Source organism: Pseudomonas floridensis (genome assembly GCF_002087235.1).
GTDB classification, from domain to species: domain Bacteria; phylum Pseudomonadota; class Gammaproteobacteria; order Pseudomonadales; family Pseudomonadaceae; genus Aquipseudomonas; species Aquipseudomonas floridensis.
The window spans coordinates 48871-69463 of record NZ_MUIO01000019.1 but is presented as its reverse complement, the minus strand read 5'-3'; the positions used below and the strand labels follow the sequence as shown (position 1 = coordinate 69463).

Annotated in this window: 22 protein-coding genes and 1 pseudogene; 8 read left to right on the top strand and 15 right to left on the bottom strand. The window is 61.1% G+C overall.

Annotated features, from left to right (window positions below):
* Positions 1–325 precede the first annotated feature (325 nt).
* Positions 326–577 carry an outer membrane lipoprotei OprI gene (gene oprI, locus BZK31_RS06625; protein ID WP_002553018.1) on the top strand — a complete coding sequence of 84 codons (252 nt, stop codon included), beginning with the start codon at positions 326–328 and terminating at the stop codon, positions 575–577.
* 225 nt (positions 578–802) lie between these two features.
* On the opposite strand, the gene BZK31_RS06620 is transcribed toward oprI, so the two are convergent.
* The 3 genes from BZK31_RS06620 to BZK31_RS06610 all read right to left on the bottom strand — a co-directional run bounded on the left by BZK31_RS06620 (position 803) and on the right by BZK31_RS06610 (position 2811).
* The gene (locus BZK31_RS06620; RefSeq protein WP_083181990.1) at positions 803–1768 is read right to left on the bottom strand and encodes a L,D-transpeptidase family protein; all 966 of its coding nucleotides are present in this window, start codon (positions 1766–1768) and stop codon (positions 803–805) included.
* Positions 1769–1867: 99 nt separating this feature from the next.
* The gene (locus tag BZK31_RS06615; protein WP_083181989.1) at positions 1868–2149 is read right to left on the bottom strand and encodes a hypothetical protein; all 282 of its coding nucleotides are present in this window, start codon (positions 2147–2149) and stop codon (positions 1868–1870) included.
* A 56-nt stretch (positions 2150–2205) separates the two neighbouring features.
* Positions 2206–2811, bottom strand: coding sequence for an arylesterase (locus BZK31_RS06610; protein ID WP_083181988.1), 606 nt, complete (start codon positions 2809–2811; stop codon positions 2206–2208).
* 10 nt (positions 2812–2821) lie between these two features.
* Between BZK31_RS06610 and BZK31_RS06605 the strand changes: the two genes are divergently transcribed.
* Both BZK31_RS06605 and BZK31_RS06600 read left to right on the top strand, forming a co-directional pair.
* Positions 2822–3505 (top strand): ABC transporter ATP-binding protein, encoded by a 684-nt coding sequence (locus BZK31_RS06605; RefSeq protein WP_083181987.1) that lies wholly within the window; start codon positions 2822–2824, stop codon positions 3503–3505.
* Entirely contained in the window at positions 3505–6021 is a 2517-nt protein-coding gene (locus tag BZK31_RS06600; RefSeq protein WP_083181986.1) for an ABC transporter permease, read from the top strand. The genes BZK31_RS06605 and BZK31_RS06600 overlap by 1 nt, the downstream gene beginning before the upstream one ends.
* A 42-nt stretch (positions 6022–6063) precedes the next feature.
* On the opposite strand, the gene greB is transcribed toward BZK31_RS06600, so the two are convergent.
* The 5 genes from greB to BZK31_RS06575 form a co-directional block, all read right to left on the bottom strand.
* Positions 6064–6537: a transcription elongation factor GreB gene (gene greB / locus BZK31_RS06595; protein ID WP_083181985.1), complete on the bottom strand. Its 474-nt coding sequence runs from the start codon at positions 6535–6537 to the stop codon at positions 6064–6066.
* A 51-nt stretch (positions 6538–6588) separates the two neighbouring features.
* Positions 6589–6918, bottom strand: coding sequence for a hypothetical protein (locus BZK31_RS06590; protein WP_083181984.1), 330 nt, complete (start codon positions 6916–6918; stop codon positions 6589–6591).
* A gap of 102 nt (positions 6919–7020) precedes the next feature.
* Positions 7021–7329: a hypothetical protein gene (locus BZK31_RS06585; protein WP_083181983.1), complete on the bottom strand. Its 309-nt coding sequence runs from the start codon at positions 7327–7329 to the stop codon at positions 7021–7023.
* A 241-nt stretch (positions 7330–7570) separates the two neighbouring features.
* Positions 7571–8005, bottom strand: a complete 435-nt coding sequence (locus tag BZK31_RS06580; RefSeq protein WP_083181982.1) for a DoxX family protein — start codon at positions 8003–8005, stop codon at positions 7571–7573.
* Positions 8006–8106: 101 nt separating this feature from the next.
* Positions 8107–9540 (bottom strand): MltF family protein, encoded by a 1434-nt coding sequence (locus BZK31_RS06575; protein WP_083181981.1) that lies wholly within the window; start codon positions 9538–9540, stop codon positions 8107–8109.
* 174 nt (positions 9541–9714) lie between these two features.
* On the opposite strand from BZK31_RS06575, the gene BZK31_RS06570 reads away from it, so the two are divergent.
* From BZK31_RS06570 to BZK31_RS06560, 4 genes and pseudogenes are all read left to right on the top strand, one after another.
* On the top strand, positions 9715–10551 hold the full coding sequence (locus BZK31_RS06570) for a TatD family hydrolase (RefSeq protein WP_083181980.1): 837 nt from the start codon (positions 9715–9717) through the stop codon (positions 10549–10551).
* 84 nt (positions 10552–10635) lie between these two features.
* Positions 10636–11070, top strand: a pseudogene (locus BZK31_RS30560) (HAMP domain-containing protein); the annotation flags it as partial.
* A gap of 333 nt (positions 11071–11403) precedes the next feature.
* Positions 11404–11940 carry a methyl-accepting chemotaxis protein gene (locus BZK31_RS30555; RefSeq protein ID WP_415639587.1) on the top strand — a complete coding sequence of 179 codons (537 nt, stop codon included), beginning with the start codon at positions 11404–11406 and terminating at the stop codon, positions 11938–11940.
* A gap of 141 nt (positions 11941–12081) precedes the next feature.
* Entirely contained in the window at positions 12082–12444 is a 363-nt protein-coding gene (locus BZK31_RS06560; protein WP_083181978.1) for an Mpo1-like protein, read from the top strand.
* Positions 12445–12501: 57 nt separating this feature from the next.
* On the opposite strand, the gene BZK31_RS06555 is transcribed toward BZK31_RS06560, so the two are convergent.
* The 6 genes from BZK31_RS06555 to BZK31_RS06530 form a co-directional block, all read right to left on the bottom strand.
* Positions 12502–13299 carry an acyl-CoA thioesterase gene (locus BZK31_RS06555; RefSeq protein WP_083181977.1) on the bottom strand — a complete coding sequence of 266 codons (798 nt, stop codon included), beginning with the start codon at positions 13297–13299 and terminating at the stop codon, positions 12502–12504.
* Positions 13300–13437: 138 nt separating this feature from the next.
* The gene (locus tag BZK31_RS06550; protein ID WP_167377872.1) at positions 13438–14190 is read right to left on the bottom strand and encodes a CHAD domain-containing protein; all 753 of its coding nucleotides are present in this window, start codon (positions 14188–14190) and stop codon (positions 13438–13440) included.
* Positions 14191–14225: 35 nt separating this feature from the next.
* Positions 14226–16226 (bottom strand): transglutaminase TgpA family protein, encoded by a 2001-nt coding sequence (locus tag BZK31_RS06545; RefSeq protein ID WP_083181975.1) that lies wholly within the window; start codon positions 16224–16226, stop codon positions 14226–14228.
* Positions 16223–17179, bottom strand: coding sequence for a DUF58 domain-containing protein (locus tag BZK31_RS06540; RefSeq protein WP_083181974.1), 957 nt, complete (start codon positions 17177–17179; stop codon positions 16223–16225). The genes BZK31_RS06545 and BZK31_RS06540 overlap by 4 nt, the downstream gene beginning before the upstream one ends.
* The gene (locus tag BZK31_RS06535) at positions 17176–18093 is read right to left on the bottom strand and encodes an AAA family ATPase (protein ID WP_083181973.1); all 918 of its coding nucleotides are present in this window, start codon (positions 18091–18093) and stop codon (positions 17176–17178) included. Before BZK31_RS06535 ends, BZK31_RS06540 begins: the two co-directional genes overlap by 4 nt.
* Before the next feature lie 174 nt (positions 18094–18267).
* Entirely contained in the window at positions 18268–18546 is a 279-nt protein-coding gene (locus BZK31_RS06530) for a hypothetical protein (RefSeq protein WP_024687857.1), read from the bottom strand.
* 151 nt (positions 18547–18697) lie between these two features.
* On the opposite strand from BZK31_RS06530, the gene BZK31_RS06525 reads away from it, so the two are divergent.
* Positions 18698–19753 (top strand): patatin-like phospholipase family protein, encoded by a 1056-nt coding sequence (locus BZK31_RS06525; RefSeq protein WP_083181972.1) that lies wholly within the window; start codon positions 18698–18700, stop codon positions 19751–19753.
* Positions 19754–19852: 99 nt separating this feature from the next.
* On the opposite strand, the gene BZK31_RS06520 is transcribed toward BZK31_RS06525, so the two are convergent.
* Entirely contained in the window at positions 19853–20548 is a 696-nt protein-coding gene (locus BZK31_RS06520; protein WP_083181971.1) for a response regulator, read from the bottom strand.
* Positions 20549–20593 lie beyond the last annotated feature (45 nt).

The window sequence follows — 20593 nt, the reverse complement described above, 5'->3', positions numbered from 1 at the left end:
AGCATAAAAACAAGCGCGGACAACGCCACAACTCCCGGCGACCGGCAATCCGATTGACGTGCGACGGTTCAGACCCGCTTAGTCCATCACGGTCTGAAAGCGCAATACCGGGCAAACGATGGCCGATATCAAGCCGCAGCAAGATGGATAGTTTTTAGACAGTTTGCATGAGAAGTAACGCGGAACACTTTCAAAGCCAAGAAATTTATGCCCTTCTTGCGCTTCGTGCGTTTACTTACTACAAACAATGGGTACTATGTACGCCGGTCATTTTCTCACTTTCGAGAGATGACTAATTTGAAAAAAGTCCTTGAAGGGGAACACGATGAACAACGTTCTGAAATTCTCTGCTCTGGCTCTGGCAGCAGTTCTGGCCACCGGTTGCAGCAGCGTATCCAAAGAAACCGAAGCTCGTCTGACAGCTACCGAAGACGCAGCAGCCCGTTCGCAAGCACGTGCCGACGAAGCCTACCGCAAGGCTGACGAAGCTCTGGCTGCTGCTCAAAAAGCACAGCAAACTGCTGACGAAGCCAACGAGCGCGCCCTGCGCATGTTGGACAAGGCTAGCCGCAAGTAATAATCCCCTCGGGATTGTTGAAAAGCCGACCCGACAACGGGTCGGCTTTTTTATTGGGCGCGCTCCTGGATATTCAGAGCCCGCCATGACACGAAGACTGGCCACAGACGCCGAAGCAAAATACTGACATCCCGCAGCTCCATACCCAACGGTGACGCAGAGCGTCACGGGCGACATACCCATGTGAAGCGACGGGCACGATCAAAAAAACCAACCCCTCGCCAATTACTGAAAGATCACCGGCGCTTCAGCCGCAGCCGACGCAGCACCCGGTACAGCGATCTCAACCGGCATACCATCCTCAGCCGCAACCACATCACGCACCAGATCCCAGTTCATCCGCAGGTTATTGGCCAGATCATCACGCTTGAGCAACGCATTGATGACCGCCGTGTGCTTGTCCACCACCGACGGATTGCCCAGATCATCCACAGGTGTATGCGCCTCCAGATACACCTTGCCACCGCTCAGACCAAACTTGTAAGGCTCACTGATGATCCGCACCGTAGTCCCGACCGGAGCCATCTCAGCCAACTCAAGCACGTTGTCGTTGTACATACGGAAGCAACCGTGACTGGTGCGCATGCCGATGCCGAACTTCTTGTTCGAACCATGAATGAGGTAGCCGGACATACCCAGACCGAACTTGAACGGCCCCAGCGGATTGTCCGGACCGGCCGGTACGACGTTAGGCAACGGGTCACCGTCGGCGGCGTGTTCGGCCTTGATCGAGGCAGGCGGCGTCCAGGTCGGGTTCGGCGTCTTGGCCGTCACCTTGGTCACGCCGATCGGCGACCCCCAGCCTTCACGGCCTACGCCCAACGGGTAGGTGTGCACCACGTTCTGGCCTTTCGGGTAGTAATACATGCGGTACTCGGCCAGATTGATCACGATCCCTTCACGCGGACCCGGCGGCAGGATGAAACGGGTCGGCAACACGATATCCTTGCCCGCCCCCGGCAGCCACGGATCGACACCAGGGTTGGCCGCGATCATTTCCAGATAGCCCAGATCGTATTGCGTGCCAATGTCAGCGAACGTGTCTTCGTACTTCGCCTTGATGACCTGCACCTGACCGACGATGTCTTCGCCGGGCGGCGGCAAAGGAAACTCCAGGGCATGGACAGAGCTCGCCGCGCAGAGAGCAGCAAGTGACAGACAGCGGGTAACGGCTGGAATGCGCGACAACATCCGGGAAGATCCTTCGGGTAACGGGGATATGGGAAAGAACTGAAGTGTACACCTGCGTCCGGCGAAGCGGGGAGATCTGCTCCACCGTGCCGGCAATGATTACAACTCGGGCCAGATGGGGTTCATCCCGCGCCGCTGGGCATCGAGAATCGCCTTGCACAGCGGACAGAGGCGCTCATCGCGCAGCGCATCGAGCTCGACCGCCGCCAGATGCGGCTGAGCCGGCAACAAGGTGCCGCACAAGGTACGGTCGATGGAGCCGCCCAGTTCCAGTTGACGAGCGATCAGATGCACCCGTACTTCCTGGCACGCGAACAGATCCAGTTGCTCATCGGGCTCGAGCATTTGGTAGGCATAAAGGGACCAGGCGGGACGCGGCATGGGGGGCTCCAGATCGGGGGCGCCACATTAGCCGAAAGCTCTCGCCTGGAAAAGCCTCAAAGCAGCGGTTTCAGGGTCGGCCAGACATTTTCCAGCAGTTTTCCCTGAGCATCCGCGGCAGGATGCAGTCCATCGGCCTGCATCAACCGGGGTACCCCACCGACCCCCTCGAGAAAGAACGGCACCAGCGGGATCTTTTTCTCTTCGGCCAGCGTGCTGTAGACCTCCTCGAAGGCCTTGGTGTATCGCGCGCCGTAGTTGGGCGGAATGCGCATCCCCAGCAACAGGACCTTCGCACCGGCGTCGCGGGCGCTGTCGATCATCGACGAAAGGTTTTGTTGCAATTGCGCAGGCAACTGGCCACGAAGGCCATCATTGCCACCCAGTTCGAGAATGACCAGCTCAGGCTTATGCTCTGCAAGCAGCGCAGGCAGCCGCGCGCGGCCTCCGGCACTGGTGTCGCCACTGATCGATGCATTGACCACCTTGTCGTCGAAACCCTGCTCCTTGAGCCGCTGTTCAAGCAGGCTGACCCAACCGACGCGGGTATCCAGTCCGAAAGCCGCGCTGATACTACCCCCAACGATCAACCCCGTGCCCGCCACTGCGCCCTGTGACAGCAGCAGCAACCCCAGGCCAGCACTTAAAAACCACGCACGCATCGGATTCTCCATGAGTGAAAGTATTCTCAGTGCCCAAAGCCTCAGTAAAGTGGTCCCCAGCACCGAAGGTGACCTGACTATCCTGCACGAACTCTCCCTGGAACTAAACAAGGGTGACACGCTGGCCATCGTCGGCGCGTCGGGTTCGGGCAAATCCACTCTGCTGGGTCTGCTCGCCGGACTGGACCTGCCCAGCGCAGGCTCCGTCATCCTCGCCGGTCGCAACCTGAGCGAACTGGACGAAGACCAGCGCGCCCGGGTGCGTGCCGAGCACGTCGGATTCGTTTTTCAGTCGTTCCAGTTGCTCGACAGCCTCAATGCACTGGAAAACGTCATGCTGCCGATGGAGCTGGAGGGCCGTCGCGACGCACGCGAGCAGGCCCGCGACCTGCTGCAGCGTGTCGGCCTCGGGCAGCGCCTGACTCACACCCCGCGTCAGTTGTCCGGCGGCGAGCAGCAGCGTGTCGCCATCGCCCGCGCCTTCGCCGCGCACCCGGACGTGCTGTTTGCCGACGAACCCACCGGCAATCTCGACAGCCATACCGGCGAGCGGATCAGCGACCTGCTGTTCGAACTGAACAAGGAGCGCAATACGACGCTGGTGCTGGTCACTCACGACGAGCGCCTGGCCCATCGTTGCCGGCGCTTGATCCGTCTTGAAGGGGGCCGCCTGGTCGCCCCGCTGGAGCCTTGATGGCACGCCTGCCTTTTATTCGCCTGCTCAGCCTTGCCGCCCGCCAACTGTTGCGCGATGCCCGCGCCGGTGAGTTGCGGGTACTGTTCTTTGCCCTGCTGGTCGCCGTCGCCGCCAGCACCGCCATCGGATATTTCGGGGCCCGCCTCAATGGCGCGATGACGCTGCGTGCCACCGAGTTTCTGGGTGCCGACCTGATTCTGGAAGGCTCCAGCCCTGCCCGCCCGGAGCAGGTTCAGGAAGGCGAAAGGCTGCAGCTCAAACACGCGCAGATCGTGGTGTTCTCCAGTGTGATCGCCACGGACGCCGGTATTCAGCTGTCGAGCATCAAGGCTGTCGACGACGTCTACCCGCTGCGGGGCGAGCTGAAAAGCGCGGCGGATCTCTATCAGACCGAAGAGACCAGTCGCGGGCCAAAACCCGGCGAAGCCTGGGCCGAGGCTCGGCTGTTTCCTGCGGTGAACCTCAAGGTCGGCGATGACATCGACGTCGGCTCCAAGACCTTGAAGCTGACCCGGGTACTCACCTACGAGCCAGACCGCGCCGGAAACTTCTACAGCCTCACCCCGCGCGTAATGATCAACCTGCAGGATCTGGCCGCCACCGGTGTGGTGCAGCCCGGCAGCCGGGTCACCTATCGCGAAATGTGGAGCGGCCCGCCGCAGGCGCTGGCCAACTATCGCAAGGCCATCGAACCGGGCCTCGAACCGCATCAGGAAATCAAGGACGCGCGCGACGGCAGTCAGCAAATCGGCGGCGCACTGGGCAAGGCCGAGCGTTATCTGAACATGGCCAGTCTGGTCGCGGTGCTGCTGGCTGGCGTTGCAGTTGCATTATCAGCGTCGCGTTTTGCTGCACGGCGCTTCGACGCCAGCGCCCTGCTGCGCTGTCTGGGCCTGTCGCGAGGCGAGACGATGGCGCTGTTCAGCCTGCAACTGGCGATCATCGGCCTGCTGGCAAGCCTGAGCGGTGCCGTGCTGGGCTGGCTGGCGCAACTGGGCCTGTTCGCCCTGCTGCAGAACCTGCTACCAACTACGGTTCCAGCGGGCGGTTTGCTGCCCGCCCTTGCGGGCATGGGCACGGGGCTGGTCGCACTGGCCGGTTTCGCCCTGCCACCGCTGGCGGCACTGGGCCGCGTCCCACCGCTACGTGTCCTGCGTCGCGACATGCTGCCGATCCCCGCCAGTTCATGGCTGGTGTATGGCGCGGCCTTACTCGCGCTGGGTCTGATCATGTGGCGCTTGAGTCTGGATCTGGTGCTGACCTTTGCCCTGCTTGGCGGCGGCATCGTTGCTGCGCTGGTACTGGGCAGCCTGTTGCTGCTGGGGCTCAATAGCCTGCGTCGCCTGCTGTCGGGCGCTTCGCTGACCTGGCGGCTGGGCCTGGGTCAGTTGTTGCGTTATCCGCTGGCCGCAGCCGGTCAATCGCTGGCATTCGGCCTGATCCTGCTGTCGATGGGCCTGATCGCGCTGCTGCGCGGCGAGTTGCTCGACACCTGGCAAAATCAGCTACCCAAGGACGCGCCCAACTATTTCGTGCTCAACGTACTGCCCTCGGAGAAGGAAAATTTCGCCCAGACCCTGAGCAAGCTGTCCACCCACGCAGCACCGCTGTATCCGGTGGTGCCGGGACGCCTGACCAGCATCAATGGCGAACCGGTCGGCAACTTCGTCACCAAGGACTCACGCGGCGAAAACGCCACACGACGTGACCTGAGCCTGACCTGGGCGGCCAATCTGCCCGAAGGCAACACACTGACTGCCGGGCACTGGTGGAAGGACTTGCCCGCAAGCGGCCAGACCGATGCCGCGCCGGGCGTTTCGATCGAAAGCAAACTGGCTGACAGTCTGCAGATCAAGCTGGGGGATCGCCTGAGCTTCATCGTCGGCGGTCTGAACCGCGATGCAATCGTTACCAGCCTGCGGGACGTGAACTGGGATACCTTCCAGCCCAACTTCTTCATGATCTTCCAGCCGGGCACGCTTGCCGACCTGCCAACCACCTACCTGACCAGCTTCTATCTGCCAGCCGGACAGGACAGGCAGATCGTCGAACTGTCGCGAGCGTTTCCGTCCATCAGCATTCTGGGCGTGGAAGCCTTGCTTGCGCAGGTGCGCAGTATTCTGGACCAGGTGACACTGGCCGTGCAGTTCGTCTTGCTGTTCGTGCTGGCCGCGGGTGTCGCCGTGCTGTTTTCAGGATTGCAGGCGACGCTGGATGAACGCATCCGTCAGGGCGCACTGCTACGTGCCTTGGGTGCGGAGCGCGCGCTGCTGATCCAGTCACGCAGGATCGAGTTCGGACTGCTGGGTGCGGCGAGTGGGCTATTGGCGGCACTGGGCTGTGAACTGGTGAGCTTCGTGCTGTACCGCTACGCGTTTTCGCTGGAATGGAGCCCGCACCCGTGGCTGTTGCTGCTGCCCCTGATCGGCGCATTGCTGGTAGGCGGCGCCGGTGTGTTTGGCACCCGACGCGCCCTGAACGCCAGCCCGTTGACTGTGCTGCGCGAAAGCTGAGTCGTTAACAGACGCAGAGTGCCTGAGCGCTCTGTGTCTTGCTCACTTTTCGTAAACGATGCTGTTCACGAACCACAGCTTCTCGCCCTCGGGCGTATTGACGATGACTTCGTCACCCTCTTCTTTCTTCAACAGCGCTCGGGCCATCGGCGAGTCGATGGAAATGTAGTCGTTGCGGCCGTAGATCTCGTCATAGCCCACGATGCGGAATTTTTTCAGAGCGCCGTCTTCATTTTCGATCTCCACCCAGGCACCGAAGAACACGCGGCCTTCCTGCTCGGGCGAGTATTGCACCACGCGCATGTCTTCCAGTCGTTTGCGCAGGTAACGCACGCGACGGTCGATCTCGCGCAACAGCTTTTTGTTGTACTGATAGTCCGCGTTTTCACTGCGGTCGCCCAGCGAGGCTGCCCAGGCGACCTTCTGCGTGATGTCGGGGCGGTGTTCGCGCCACAGATAGTCGAGCTCTTTCTTCAGGGCATCGTGCCCCTGTCTGGTGATGATCTTTGTACTCAAGGCGGTCCTCCGGACACACAAAAATCAGCTCGACAGACGCTCGCTGAACGCTTAGCGGCGCGCCACCTCGTGGCGAATGCAGCCGTCGTAGTAGATCTGCTTCACGCTGTCAGGCTTGAGACGCGAATCGCTGTCGTAGGTCTGTTCGGTAATGCCCAGCGCCATCGGGCGCATCCACTGTTTGGCGAATTTACGCGCCTGAAGTTTCTGCCGCGCCCCGTAGCGGGTAACGCCCGACAGCTTGGACGCCTGCGCGCCGCCCGCGATGGTTGAGCCCCAACGGCACAGATAGCGTTCACTTTCCGTCGCGTTTCGAGCCTGGGCATACACCGCAATGCCCGACAGCGTCAGGCACGCCAGAGCACAATAAACCAATCGCATGCAGACACCACCTAATCCTTTGATAAGGCGGCGATTTTGCCTATCAAGCGAAACGGTGGGGGCCAGCATAATGCCTTATAAGCGAAACAGCACGGGCGCGGATCAACCGAAGTTGATCAGTCCCTGACGAGCGATACGCGTGAGGTCACCAATCATCTGCTCGACAGCGTCGGCGTTTGGCGACTGAATGACGGCCAGATCGAACTGATCGTTGGCAAAATGGCCGAGCGACTGGCGAGCGTCGACGAACTGGATCAGGAAGGCACAGGAACCACCACGACGACGTGGCCAGCCATCCAGATACCGCAGCAGCGTGGGCTGGTGGGAACCGGCGAGGAGAATTTTGGGATTTTTGCGCGTCAGCACAGTGCTGATCGGCGACAGACGAAGAAGGGGGCGCAGGTTGTTCATGTTTTTTCTCTGCCTCAGAAGCTCCGCTGGGCAGCGGTGAGAGGCAACACCGAACCAACGTTTTAGCGGTATTTCGACAAGACTTGAGCCTTGTCAGGCGCCCCGCAAGTAGTTGTTAAATCGGCGCTTGAGCACGCATCCTAGAGAAACGCGCCATTTGTTGTCAATTACCTTGCCCTGCAATCCCGTTGAAATGCGAAAGGCCCACTGTCGAGTGGGCCTTGGCATGAATGCGCCGCGATTATCGAGCGATCACCCGATCCAGTGACAGCCTGCCTGCGCCTTCGATCAATACCGCCAGCGCACCGCCCAGCAATGCCAGGGCATATTCATAACCGTTGTTGGCCATGAAGAAGCCGTTACCGATGTGCACGGTGAAGATCGCCACCAGCAGCAAAACGGTCACCAGTGCCGCAGCCGGACGGGCCAACAGCCCTAACAGCAAGCCCAGACCGCCGAAGAACTCGGCCCCACCGGAAAGCAGCGCCATCAGATAACCCGGCGTCAGACCGAGGCTTTCCATGTACTGCGCAGTGCCTTCCAGACCATAGCCGCCAAAGGCGCCAAACAGTTTCTGGCTGCCGTGGGCGATGAATGCGATGCCGACAATGACTCGCAGAATGGTCAGGCCGTAGCCGGCGCGGCTGGTGAGAACCGATTTGATCATGGCGTTCATAGGGGTGTTCCGTAACTGATTAAGTAGGATTGACGCCATCATAATCAAGCTGATTCATATGAGTACCCCAATATATTCGTCATACCTATCGAATTTTTAGATCATCGTTTGACCGTTGATTTTCCGGCACCCTCTTTTTCCAGCGAATCGCGCTGACGGTCGAACGCCAGATAGTACTTGTTCACGCTATTGACGAACGTCACGACATTCGCGCCGCCCTGCTCCATCGCAATACGTTCGGTCTGAAAGAACCACTGATTGGGGTTGAGACCGCGTTTGCGTGCCTCATCACGCATGCCCTGTACGCGCTCCGGTCCCATGTTGTACGCGGCCATCGTGAACGCCATGCGCTCACGTTCGTTGACCCGGGGACTGGAAAAATACTTGCGCTTGATAGCGGCCATGTAACGCGAAGCCGCACGAACGTTGTCATCGGCATTCTGAATGTTCGAGACACCAACGCTCTTCGCCGCCGAGGGCGTGATCTGCAGCAAGCCGGTTGCTCCGCCACTGCCCTTGGCCGCCGGGTCAAGTCTGGACTCCTTGAACGCCAGGGCCGCCAGATCCAGCCAGTCCATGCCCTGCGCATCGGCATGACGCTGCAGCAACGGGCGTAACTGTTCCAGCCGCTGAATGTTGCCGCGCACCAGCGGATTGTTGACCCGATACATGTTCTTGTAGGCCTTTTCGAACGCCACATCCTGGTTCGTGGACGGCTTGTAGCCCTTCAGGAAGTCGTCGATGCTGGCGCGCAGCACCGTCGCGTTGTCACGCACGAACCAACTGACATCGCCGTGGGTTTTCAACGACAGTCCGCGATCCAGACGCAGCCTGGGCATCACACCGGCCCAGCGTTCGGCAATCGGCTGCTCGACCAGGGTCATTGGGTAGATTCCGGCCTGGACCATTTCCAGCACGTCTTCGACCGCCAGGCTCGGATCCACCCACTCGATCTTCACCGGCGGCAGCTTGCGCAACTCCAATTGCCGGTTGACCTGGTGCAATGCCTCATCGGCGGCGCTGCCGGTCGGCAGGCTCAGGGTTCGACCGGACAACTGCTCGACACGCCTGAAGCTTCGGTCACCGCGTAACCCGACCAGCACCAGCGGCACGTCGTGGATGATCGGGGTACTCGCCTGAACGCCCTTGGCCTCGCTGACATCCAGCAGCTCACCCGGCGCGATCAGGTCACCGTCGCCACGCTGCAGCGCAGTAAGCAATTGGTTTTTCGCCTTGGGAATGATTTTGAAAGTGACCTTCTGGCCATCGCGCGCGTGGTTGTTGAGGTAACGCTCGAAAGCCTGCAAACGGTGGTACTCGATGCCGATCTCCTGGCCCTTTACGTCGCCGGAGCTGTTGCGACTCTGATTGACCAGCACACGCAGCACCTTGCTGCTGCGAATGGCGGCCAGATCGCGTACCGGCGCATCATGCTGCGCGGCAACCGGGCCGGCAGACGCTGGCGGACGGGCCAACACTTCAGTCGATAACAGTGGTAACAGACAGACAATGGACACAAGCGCGGATCGGATCATTCATTCCCCAGTGGCATCGCCGTAACAGGAAAAAGAAACTCTGGAAGTCACGCAGCAGCATCAACATTGCAGAAAAGCATCGAGTCCTTGAGCTCAACCAATTGAATAGGCAGCGTTTTCTTGTTTTTGCCGAAGCTCTGATATGCTCGGCAGCCTTGCGCTGGAGGTAGCACCATGCAACTCATCGACATTGGCGTCAATCTGACTAACGCCAGCTTCGCTTCACAGCGACAGGCGGTACTCGACCGTGCCTATGCCGCAGGCGTCGACCAACTCGTGGTCACGGGCACCAGCGTCGAAGGCAGCGAACAGGCCCTGCAACTGTGTCAGGAGCTGGATGACAGCGCTCTAAGACTGTTCTGCACGGCCGGCATTCACCCCCACTCGGCGAGCGATTGGACCGGCGACACCGAGAAACAGTTGCATGCGCTGCTCAAGGAAAATCGCGTGCGTGCCGTCGGCGAATGCGGGCTGGATTTCAACCGCGACTTCTCCCCTCGCCCGCAACAGGAAAAGGTTCTGGAAGCACACCTGGCGATGGCCGTGGAACTGCAATTGCCGGTGTTTCTGCACGAGCGCGACGCCAACCAGCGCCTGCTGGACATCCTGCGCGACTACCGCGACCGCCTGCCTGCAGCCGTCGTACACTGCTTTACCGGCGAGCGGGCCGCGCTGTTCAGTTATCTGGATCTGGACCTGCACATCGGCATCACCGGCTGGATCTGCGATGAACGTCGCGGCACTCACCTGCATCCGCTGGTAGGCAATATCCCTCGCGGTCGTCTGATGCTGGAAAGCGACGCGCCTTATCTATTGCCGCGCAGCCTGCGCCCCAAACCGAAAAACGGCCGCAACGAGCCCGCCTACTTGCCCGAAGTGCTGCGCGAGGTCGCGCTGCACCGGGGTGAGACCGAGGACGATCTGGCCCGCCACAGCACGGCATGTGCCCGGGATTTCTTTGGTCTGCCGGTGCTTGCGAAAGCAACCGACGAAAATCCGCGCTTTTCTTGATCCGCGTCAACGGCGGCACTGAAGGCTGGATTAGGGTAATGGCATCTTGCTGCTATCACTACCTACCATCAAAGAAGACCGCTCATGGGCTCATGGCTTGGCAACCTGTCACTCAAGTACAAATTCTGGGCCGTCAATGCGGTTGCCTTCGTCACCACCTTGCTGCTGGTGCTGTACGCCGTGCAACTGGAGCAGCAGTCACTGCAGAACGCGGCCCATGACGTCGAGCAACTGATCACGCACTGGCCGGTCGGTCAGCCACTGCCCGCCGATAACGCCGCGCTGACGAATGCACCTACCTTCACCGAGGTGCTTGAACGGCATTTTGCTCATTACGCGATCGCCGTCTTCGTCTTGATGATCGTGATGCTCGGCGCGTCGCAGCTGCTGATCCGCTTTCTGCTCAGCCAGCTCAATACACTCAAGGATGTGATGCTGCATGTGGAAAAGACCGGTGACCTGTCGGCCCGCGTCCCCAATGGCAGTGATGACGAAGTCGGGCAGATGGCCAAGGCATTCAATGCCTTGCAGGCCGGGTATCAGCGCGTGGTCGCCACCGTTGCGCAGACCGCTGTCAGACTGGATCAGGGTGCCGCCCACCTGGCAGCGGGCATGACCGACGTTCGTCACGGCATGCTCGGCCAGCAGAGCGAAACCGATCAGGTCGCCACGGCGATCAACGAGATGACGGCCACCGTCCACCACATCGCGCAGCATGCGACTACCACCCGCGACCAGTCGCAGACCGCCGATGCGTTGGCAGGCAGCGGCAAGGCGGTGGTCGAGCGTGTTCAGCTGTCGATTGCCAGCCTGTCCAGTGGCGTGCAGCAGACGGCGGGGATGATCCAGCGCATGGCTGCGGACAGCCAGAAAATCAATGGCGTGGTCAGCGTGATCCACAGCATCGCCGAACAGACCAACCTGCTGGCACTCAACGCCGCCATCGAGGCCGCACGCGCCGGTGAAATGGGACGTGGCTTCGCGGTGGTCGCCGATGAGGTGCGTAACCTCGCCAAACGGGTGCAGTCCTCCACCGACGAAATCACCACCATGGTGTCCACCCTGCAAAGCGGCACCCGCGATGCCGTGGACTTCATGCAGGACAGCTCGTTCAAGGCCGATGAGTGCGTGAAGCAAGCCCGGGAAGCCGGTGAGGCCCTGGAGGCCATCGCCGCAGCCGTGGGCCAGATGCGCGAAAGCAATACGCAGATCGCCGTGGCCGCCCAGCAGCAGAGCCAGGTTGCCGAAGAGATGAACCGTGCGGTGGTGAGCATTCGCGATGTGACCGAGCGCACCGTGTCACAGACTGTGGAATCCGCCACCACCAGCGGCGAACTCGCGGTACTGGCGGGCGAGCTGAACACCGCTATCGGGCAGCTCAAGCTGTAACCACCTATCGAGCCGATAGTCAGCGTTGACTCGCGGCACGACGAGGTCGGGCCTATTCTTCAAGCATCGAGCAGTGCGTTGAATGCGTGACGCACTGCCTGCATCACAACGGATGCATCAAGCATTGAAGAGGACAGCAGTATGGGCAAGCGACTTCCCAATCTCCACACATGGCAGTGGCGTGGCTATGCCGACAATCATCAACATCCGGCCAATCTGGTGCTGCACCTGATCGCCGTTCCGTTGTTCATTCTGGCCGCCCTGCTGATCGTTGACGGGCTGTTTTCGCTGAGCATTTCCTCGATAGCCATCGGCGTCATCGGCCTGATCGCGGCACTGGCTTTTCAACGCCATGGTCACACGCTGGAAACGCAGTCGCCCGAGCCGTTCAGTGACCGCGGCGATGCGGTCAAACGCTTGCTGGTCGAGCAGTTCGTGACCTTCCCGCGCTTCGTGTTGAGCGGCGCCTGGTGGCGCGCCTGGAAACAGCGGCACCGGCGATAGTTTCCATGACGGCTCTTGCAGATAAGGTGTGCCGTTCAGCCCACCGCTAACCCAGTGCTAACCAAATACCGTTACCGCCTGACGGCTGATTGCGATCAGCGCACCGTCGGGCGACCACATCATTGCAGCCGTGTGCCCATACCCATCCTGAGCGTGTTCGATCACTGCGCGATAACTGCACCATTGCAACGTGTCGAGCTGCGGTTGCGGCTGCACGAACTCGATGGTCCAGGTCAGCGAGCTGCCGGGTGCAGGCCGGTTCAGGTGTGGCAATACCGCAGGCGGCCAGGTGTCGACCAACGCCAGAATGTGCGCTTCGGTCATCGGCTGCGACTGCGTGGTGTCGCGAAACCGGGCATAGCCGCCAATGGCAGGTGAAGGGGTGTTGCTGAAAGGCAAGCCGCCCAGCGCCCAGCGGATTTCCATGAAGCGCAGGTAGTCGGGCATCAGACCGCTGACGAAAGGCAACTCGGGACACTGCTCCACTGATTTGAGCGACGGTGCGGATTCGGCCATGACCGAAATCATCGACTCGCGCGATGCACCGAAACTGCCCTGCATCAGCGTCATGACCTGACCGTTCTGCAGCGCACGCCCCAGCACCTGGCTGACAGCCTTGCCATGGCGCAGAATCTCGACCTCGAACGAGATTGGCACACCCGGCTCGGCAGGCCCGACGAACGTGATCCCCAGCGAACGAACCGGTCTGCCTTCCGGGACCTGGCTGCGCATGGCTTCATAGGTCAGTGCCGCCATCAGGCCGCCGAAACAGGCCCGGCCTTGAGACCATTCGGCAGGAATCGTCACAGCGCCGGGATTATCACGTACAGCGTCGATCAGTTCGGAAAAAGTCATGAGGCGTCCCTGCGGGGTTCGAGGCGAATAAGCATGATGGTACTCATCCTATGCCCCACTGACATGCCACGTATCAGCCATAATTGCGGCCTGAATGACCTGCTCGTCGTAGGAAAACTCCTTTCCCCGTCTCAGACTTTAAAAACAGGCCTTGGCCAGACGCTTCAGCGACGCTTCGCCCTTGCGCTCGGCGCGAAGGATTCCGATCTGCCAGCCTGCAATGCAGGGTGCCAGGTCAGGCTGTTCACCTGCCTGCGCCAACCACTGCAGATGATCGTGCCAGTCGCCCAGTGCACTTTGCGCCGCCTTCAGACGCGCCTGCATATTCTTCGGCTGATGACTCAGTTCCGGATAAGCCTCGGCGGCGTAGCGCACGCGCTTGATCAGCAAACGCAGGTCGTGGCGATCATGGTCGGGCTCGGCCATTGCCGTGCGCAGTTTGCGCCACTGCTTGTCCATTCGCTTTTCGATGGTCTTGCGCAGCCCGCGCAACAGGCCTTGACGCTGCTGCATGCGCAGCAGGGTCGGGAACTGATCGATGAGGGTCAGCAACTGGCCAAGTTCAGCGGACTTCGCCACGCTGGGGCAGGCGCTGCTCAGGTGGTCATTGCGCTTGCGAGCGGCCTCGCTCAGGCCCTGCTCTTCGAGAAACGCCGCCAGCACCTGCATGTCGCGCAACGGGGTGGTCAACTGGCCGACGGCTTTCGCTGCATCCTCCAATTGAGTGACACCGGAGAATTCGCGCAAGGGCCGCAACACACTGCGCAGGCGGCGCACGGTGGTGCGCAGGTCATGCAGCGCTTCACTGTCGGTCGAGACAGCCAGACGCGCCTGGCAGGCGAGTAATTTGACATCCAGCGCGAGGACTTCGGCGACTAGATGATCCACCATGGAAGACATGCAATTTCCTCTTACAAAAGATCCTGTTAATGATGCTTACGGGCCGCCGACAAGCGCCAGGGCAATTGCCGACGCAACTGCTTCAGGCGGCTGCGCAAGCGGCTTGCCGAGGCAGGATGTCCCGCATAGCGCTGCGTCTGAAACTCAACGACAAAGGCCTCGATCGCTTCGGCCTGCAAAGGAAAGTAGCGCACCGCACGCTCGCAAAACGCCTCGGCACCTTCGCCCGGCATACGACGCAGACCATGGCGGGCCAGCAAGCGTTCAAACACGATGAACGCTCGCAACTGTGAATCACTTTCCCGCTGCCAGGGTTTGAACAGCCACAAAGCTGCCAAACCCAGAGAAAGTACGATGCCCGCCACGAACACCGGCGCCTGAAAATCCGAAAACCAGCGGCTGAGTACCTGTAACTGTTGTTGCCCCTGATAACCCAGTACCCAGCGCTGCCAACCGTAGTTGAGGTTGTCCCAGCTCAGGCGCAATGCGTTGATCCACGGCACATGGCGATAGCGCAAAGCGGACATCGGTGAATCCTGAAGAAAATCTTCGTCGGCGGCCAGTGCCTGTTCCAGCCCCTGTTCGATGCGCTGAGGCGCGACTGCGGCGGTCGGGTCGACACTGCGCCAGCCTACATCCGGCTGCCAGTATTCCACCCAGGCGTGTGCATCGAACTGGCGCACCGTCAGGTACTGGCCGTCCGGGTTGAGTTCGCCGCCTTGATAGCCGGCCACGACGCGCGCCGGAATGCCCGCCGAGCGCAGCACGAAGGTCATGGCGCCAGCGTAATGCGCGCAAAAGCCACGGCGGCTGGCAAACAGGAAATCATCAATGCTGTCGGTGCCGAGCAGCGCTGGTTTGAGCGTGTAGTGAAAAGGCTGGTCGGCGAAGTAGCCAAATATCGCCTGCACCAGCGCATCAGGACCGGCATAGCGACGCCGCAACTCGTCGGCCCATTGCCTGGCCTGTGGATTGCCCTTGGCAGGCAGTTGCAGACCCTGACGCTGGATCTGCTCGCTGATCTGCGCGTCACGCAGGCTATCAGGCCAGGACTTGACGCTGTACATCAGCGACTGCTCGACCGGACGGCGGTGTTGCAGGCGGAAGTCGCTCATCTGGCGCACGTCGGGCAGCGGGGTTTCGCCCACATCGAGGCTCGGCAACCAGGGCCGCCCACTGGCTTCCATGACGACGCTGTAGCTGAGCGCCTCGCCGCGCTTCTGCCACTGCGGGATTTGCACGGTCTGGGCCCGCGCCGACTGTGACCAGCGACGACCGTCGAACTGCTCGAGCGTCAGACCGCGCCAGTACAATTGGCTGCGCGCAGGGATCGGCCCTTCGAAACTGGCGCGAAAAACCAGCGCGGGGGATCGGCTCAACTCGGCCATGTCGCCCGGCGCCATGTTGTCCGACAGGCCGGTTAACCCTCTATTGCTGGGCTGTGGCAGTGACCAAAGGGGATCCAGACGCGGAAAGAACAGGAACAGCAAGAGCATCAACGGTACGGCCTGAGCCATCAGCTTGAACGCCAGCTTCAGGGTTGCGGCTGGCCGACCGGCCAGACTCGGTTGCTGCAGACCGATCAACGCCGCCAGCAGAGCACCGATCGGCAACAGGCTGAACAGCGCCCATAGCAGACTGTCTTCGAACAGGTAGCCCACCACCACACAGAAAAAGCCGAGGAAGATCAGCACCCGGGCATCCCGGCGGGTGTTCATCTCCAGCATTTTCAGGACAAAAGCCGCCACCAGCAGCGCCGCCCCGGCGTCCAGCCCGACCAGGCTGCCACGGGCCAGATAGACGCCACCCGTCGTGCCGACCAGCAACCCGGACTTGACCCAAGTGCCGGGCAGTCGCACGCGCATGCGAAACGCCTGAACCCGCCAGATCGCGCAGCCCAGCCACAAGACCATGATCGACACCGGTACATGCCACGCGAACGGCACCACCACCAACGCCTGCGCCAGTAACAGCCAGGTCAGGCTGACACGCGGAATGGGCTGACTCACCGCCGCTTTGCCGATCATGGTCGCTGTCCGTACAGCGCCAGCGCACGCAGACAGGTTTCCCGGTGCGCGTCGCCGCTGTCCACGCTGGACAGAAAGCCCGGCAGGCGCAGTGCAAAGGGTTGGCGACGCTCCGACAACTCCAGCACCCAATAACACAGGCGCGACAGGCGCTCTTCGATGTCGCCGCCCAATGCGAGAAAATCCAGGCAAAGCTCGTGGCCGCTCAAATCGGTGAAATCCTTGACCAGCAGCCCCTGCCCTCGAGAATAGGCTTTCCAGTGCAAACGCCCACGGTTATCGCCCGGCTGGTAGCCGCGCAATCCCTGATAGTCATCCACGCCCGCACCTTGAGTCGCGTGACCGTCATCCTCGGCATGAGGCTGCACACCCGTGAGCAACGGCATGGTGCCAGCCAGCGGTCTGGGGTAGATGAGCGCCGTCTGCTCCAGATCCAGCCAGGTCCAGGCGCGAAAGATGCCCAGTGGGAACAGGCTTTCCACCCGCAGCCGGGGCGCACGCAGCCAGCCACGCTGCTCTGCCGGCAGCGTCAACTCGACTTCGCTCATTCCTTGAGCGCTGACGTCGCCGTGTTGCAGGTTCACGGCGTCCCATCCAAACCCGAGTGCCTGATGCGCCTGGCTTGAGCTTTCCAGGCGCAGACGCAACTGCACCGGTTCGCCAACGAACACCGAACGTGCCGGCCCGGCACTGAGGATCAGCCCACTCAGGTTTCGGTAGGTGTGCAAAATCGCCAGCACCCCGACCGACAGCAACAGGAAGGTCAGGCCGTACGCCAGGCTGTTCTGATAGTTGATCGCGACCAACAGCATCAGAACCAACACTACGGCGAAGGTCGCGCCGGTGCGGGTCGGTAGAATGAAAATGCGCCGATGATCGAGCACGATACGCGACGCTGCGGGAATGCGCTTTGCCAGCCAGCGTTGCCAGAACGGTTTGAGCGGCGGGATCAAAGCACTGGCACCTCACGCAGCAGCCATTGCACCAGCGCCCCGCCGCCATGGCCGGTCGGGTCGGTCCGCTCACGCAGCCGGTGCCCGACCACCGAAGGCAGCACCGCCTGCACGTCTTCCGGAATCACATAATCGCGCCCCGTCAACATGGCCCAGGCCCGCGACGCGGCCAGAATCGCCAGACTGGCACGTGGCGATAACCCATAAGCGAACTGCGGCTGACTGCGAGTCGCATCCACCAGGCGCAGCACGTAATCGACCAGCGCATCGCTGGCCCTCACCTGCCGAGCCTCGGCCTGTAACTGACCGAGCAGCGTGTGGTCGAGCATCGGCTGCAGACGCGGTAGCAGTTCACGCCTCGACTCGCCCAGCAACAGTGCCTTTTCGGCGGCCCTGGCCGGATAGCCCATGGAAATACGCATCAGGAAGCGATCCAGCTGAGACTCTGGCAACGCGAAGGTGCCGCCGGAACTGAAAGGGTTCTGGGTTGCGATCACGAAGAATGGATCGGGCAAAAGACGGGTAGCGCCTTCGATCGACACCTGCCCTTCTTCCATGGCTTCCAGCAAAGCGCTCTGACTTTTGGGCGTGGCCCGGTTGATTTCATCGGCTAATACCAGTTCGGCGAAGATCGGCCCCGGATGAAAGGTGAATTGTCCGGTGTCGCGGTCGAACACCGACGTGCCGAGAATGTCGCCTGGCAGCAGATCGGAGGTGAACTGGATACGCTGATAGCTCAGCCCCAGAATCTTCGCCAGCGCATGGCTGAGCGTGGTTTTGCCCATGCCGGGCAAGTCTTCGATCAGCAAATGCCCGCCACCGATCAGACAGGTCATCGCCAGACGTACCTGTGCTTCCTTGCCCAGCACCACTTCGTTAATGGCGCTCAGGCATGCATCAAGTCTGTTGCCCATCGAAACGCCTCCCCGGCGACTGCTTGATGTCTGGTCAGACGTGAAAAGATGCCAAACGTCCGAACCCTTTACGGTTAGCGTAGGCCGTTTCGCAAAAGGAAGTGGGGATTTGCTGAAGCAGAGGTAAAACGGCAGTGGGCAAGCGCCAGAACAGCGCTTGCCCGCAGGGATCAATCAACGACCGGCGCGCGACTCACGAATGTAGAAACGGGCTTTTTCGGATTTCTCGGTGCAGCCTTCGAACGCTTCGAACTGTTGCTGGGTCTTGGCACCGGTCAGCAGCGAAAGCGCCTTGGAGTAACTCACGGTGCCGGCAAAGCCTTCGGCCTTGGCCAGATCGAGCTCATGCCAGGCAGCGTCGAGCTGAGTGGCGCAGCTGTCCCGATACCCGGTCTTGCCAGCACAACCTGCAAGAACCACGATGAACAATGGCAGACAGATCCAGGCTTTCATGGGTGTTACCTCAAAGAGTAGAAATGGAATGTGCGGCTTTGACGGCGTTACCCGGTAAAAGTGCCATCACGCGCGGCCCCAAGGGTAACTCTTTTCGTCGCGTGACGGCGGGTGTTACAGGTAAGGTAAGCCACTGCTCAGGAGCGTACGGATGAAAAAACGCATAGCGCTGGTACTGGGGTCGGGCGGAGCACGGGGTTACGCCCACATTGGCGTGATCGAGGAACTGGAAAAACGCGACTACGAGATCGCCTGCATCGCGGGTTGCTCAATGGGTGCGGTGGTCGGCGGGATCTACGCGGCGGGCAAGCTTGGACAGTACCGCGAGTGGATTGAAAGCCTGGATTATCTGGATGTCCTGCGGCTGGTGGACGTCAGTTTCCGGCTTGGCGCGATACGCGGTGAAAAAGTCTTCGGTCAGATTCGCGACATCGTGGGCGAAATCGACATCGAAGACCTGCGCATTCCCTACACGGCGGTGGCCACGGACCTGACCAACCAGCAGGAAATCTGGTTTCAGGAAGGCTGTCTGCACCAGGCAATGCGTGCGTCTGCCGCCATTCCCAGCCTGTTCACACCGGTCATGCAGGGCGGCCGGATGCTGGTCGATGGCGGTCTGCTGAACCCTCTGCCCATCGTGCCGGTGGTGTCCAGCCACTGCGATTTAATCGTGGCGGTCAACCTCAACGCCACCCATCAGCAACATTATCAATTGCCGGTCATCGAGCGGCCGCCTGCGGTAAAGAAACGCTTTGATCTGCTGATCAATTCGCTCGGCTCGCGTCTGCCGTTCCGGCGCAAACCCGATACCACCGGCGTAACGGCGATCACCGCCGATGCGAGCAGCCTGAAAACGGCCGCCGCCCGCGTCCCCAGCCCGTGGCTCGGCGAAGCCAGTGCAGACCCGCAGGGCCAGCAACCCGCCGCCGGGCCACAAGCCGAAGGCGCGCCGAAATCGGCGAGCGGCTCGGTCATCATCGACAACGTGGGGCCTGCATCGCTGCTGGACCTGATCAACCAGAGTTTCGAAGTGATGCAGACATCACTGGCGCAGTACAAGATTGCCGGTTACCCGCCGGACATTCTGATCAACGTACCCAAACGTGTCTGCCGGTTCTTCGAGTTCTACAAGGCCCCGGAACTGATCGCCCTGGGCCGGGAAATCGCCAGTGACACGCTGGACAGGTATGAACGTGACCAGCGTTGAACCTGTGCGCCTGATCACGCTTTCCGGGCAACTCCAGCGCCTCGGTGTAGTCAGCCCCCTCCAGGACGCCATGCGTCAGTCGTCAAGCGGCGCAAAGCGTCACGGTTCCCTGGCCAGCAGCCGATAGCCGACGCCAGCCTCGGTGATGATGAACCTTGGCGCGGTCGGGTCATCGCCCAGTTTCTGACGCAGGTGCCCGACCACAATGCGCAGGTAGTGACTGTCCTCGGTGTGGGTCGGTCCCCAGATGTCCTTGAGCAGTTGCTGCTGGGTGATGACCCGTCCGGGATGGCGTGCCAGTTGCGCCAGCACGGCGTACTCCTTGCGGGTCAGCGCGACTTCGTTGCCGTCCAGCAGCACGCGCCGGTACGCAAGATCCACAGTCAGCGGACCAAAGCCGAGCGCAGACTCGGGCTTTTCGCTGCCCGGCACCTGACGCAGCAGCGAGCGGATCCTGGCGAGAAACTCTTGAATGCCAAACGGCTTGGTCACGTAATCGTTGGCACCGGCATCCAGCGCCTGAACCTTCTGAGCCTCGCTGGCGCGTACCGAGAGCACCAGAACCGGCACCGCCGACCATTCGCGGATATCGCTCAGCACCTGCTGGCCGTCCATGTCCGGCAGCCCCAGGTCGAGCACCACCAGATCGGGCTTGTTCAACGCCGCCTGAGTCAGACCATCGGCACCGGTGGCGGCCTCCAGCACTTTGTAGCCTTGGGACACCAGGCTGATGCGCAGGAATTTGCGAATCTGCGGTTCGTCGTCGATCACCAGGATGGTTGCCGTCTGACTCATGAGCGCGCTGCCGTTTCGTTGCCGTCAGTAAGCGCTAGCGTAACC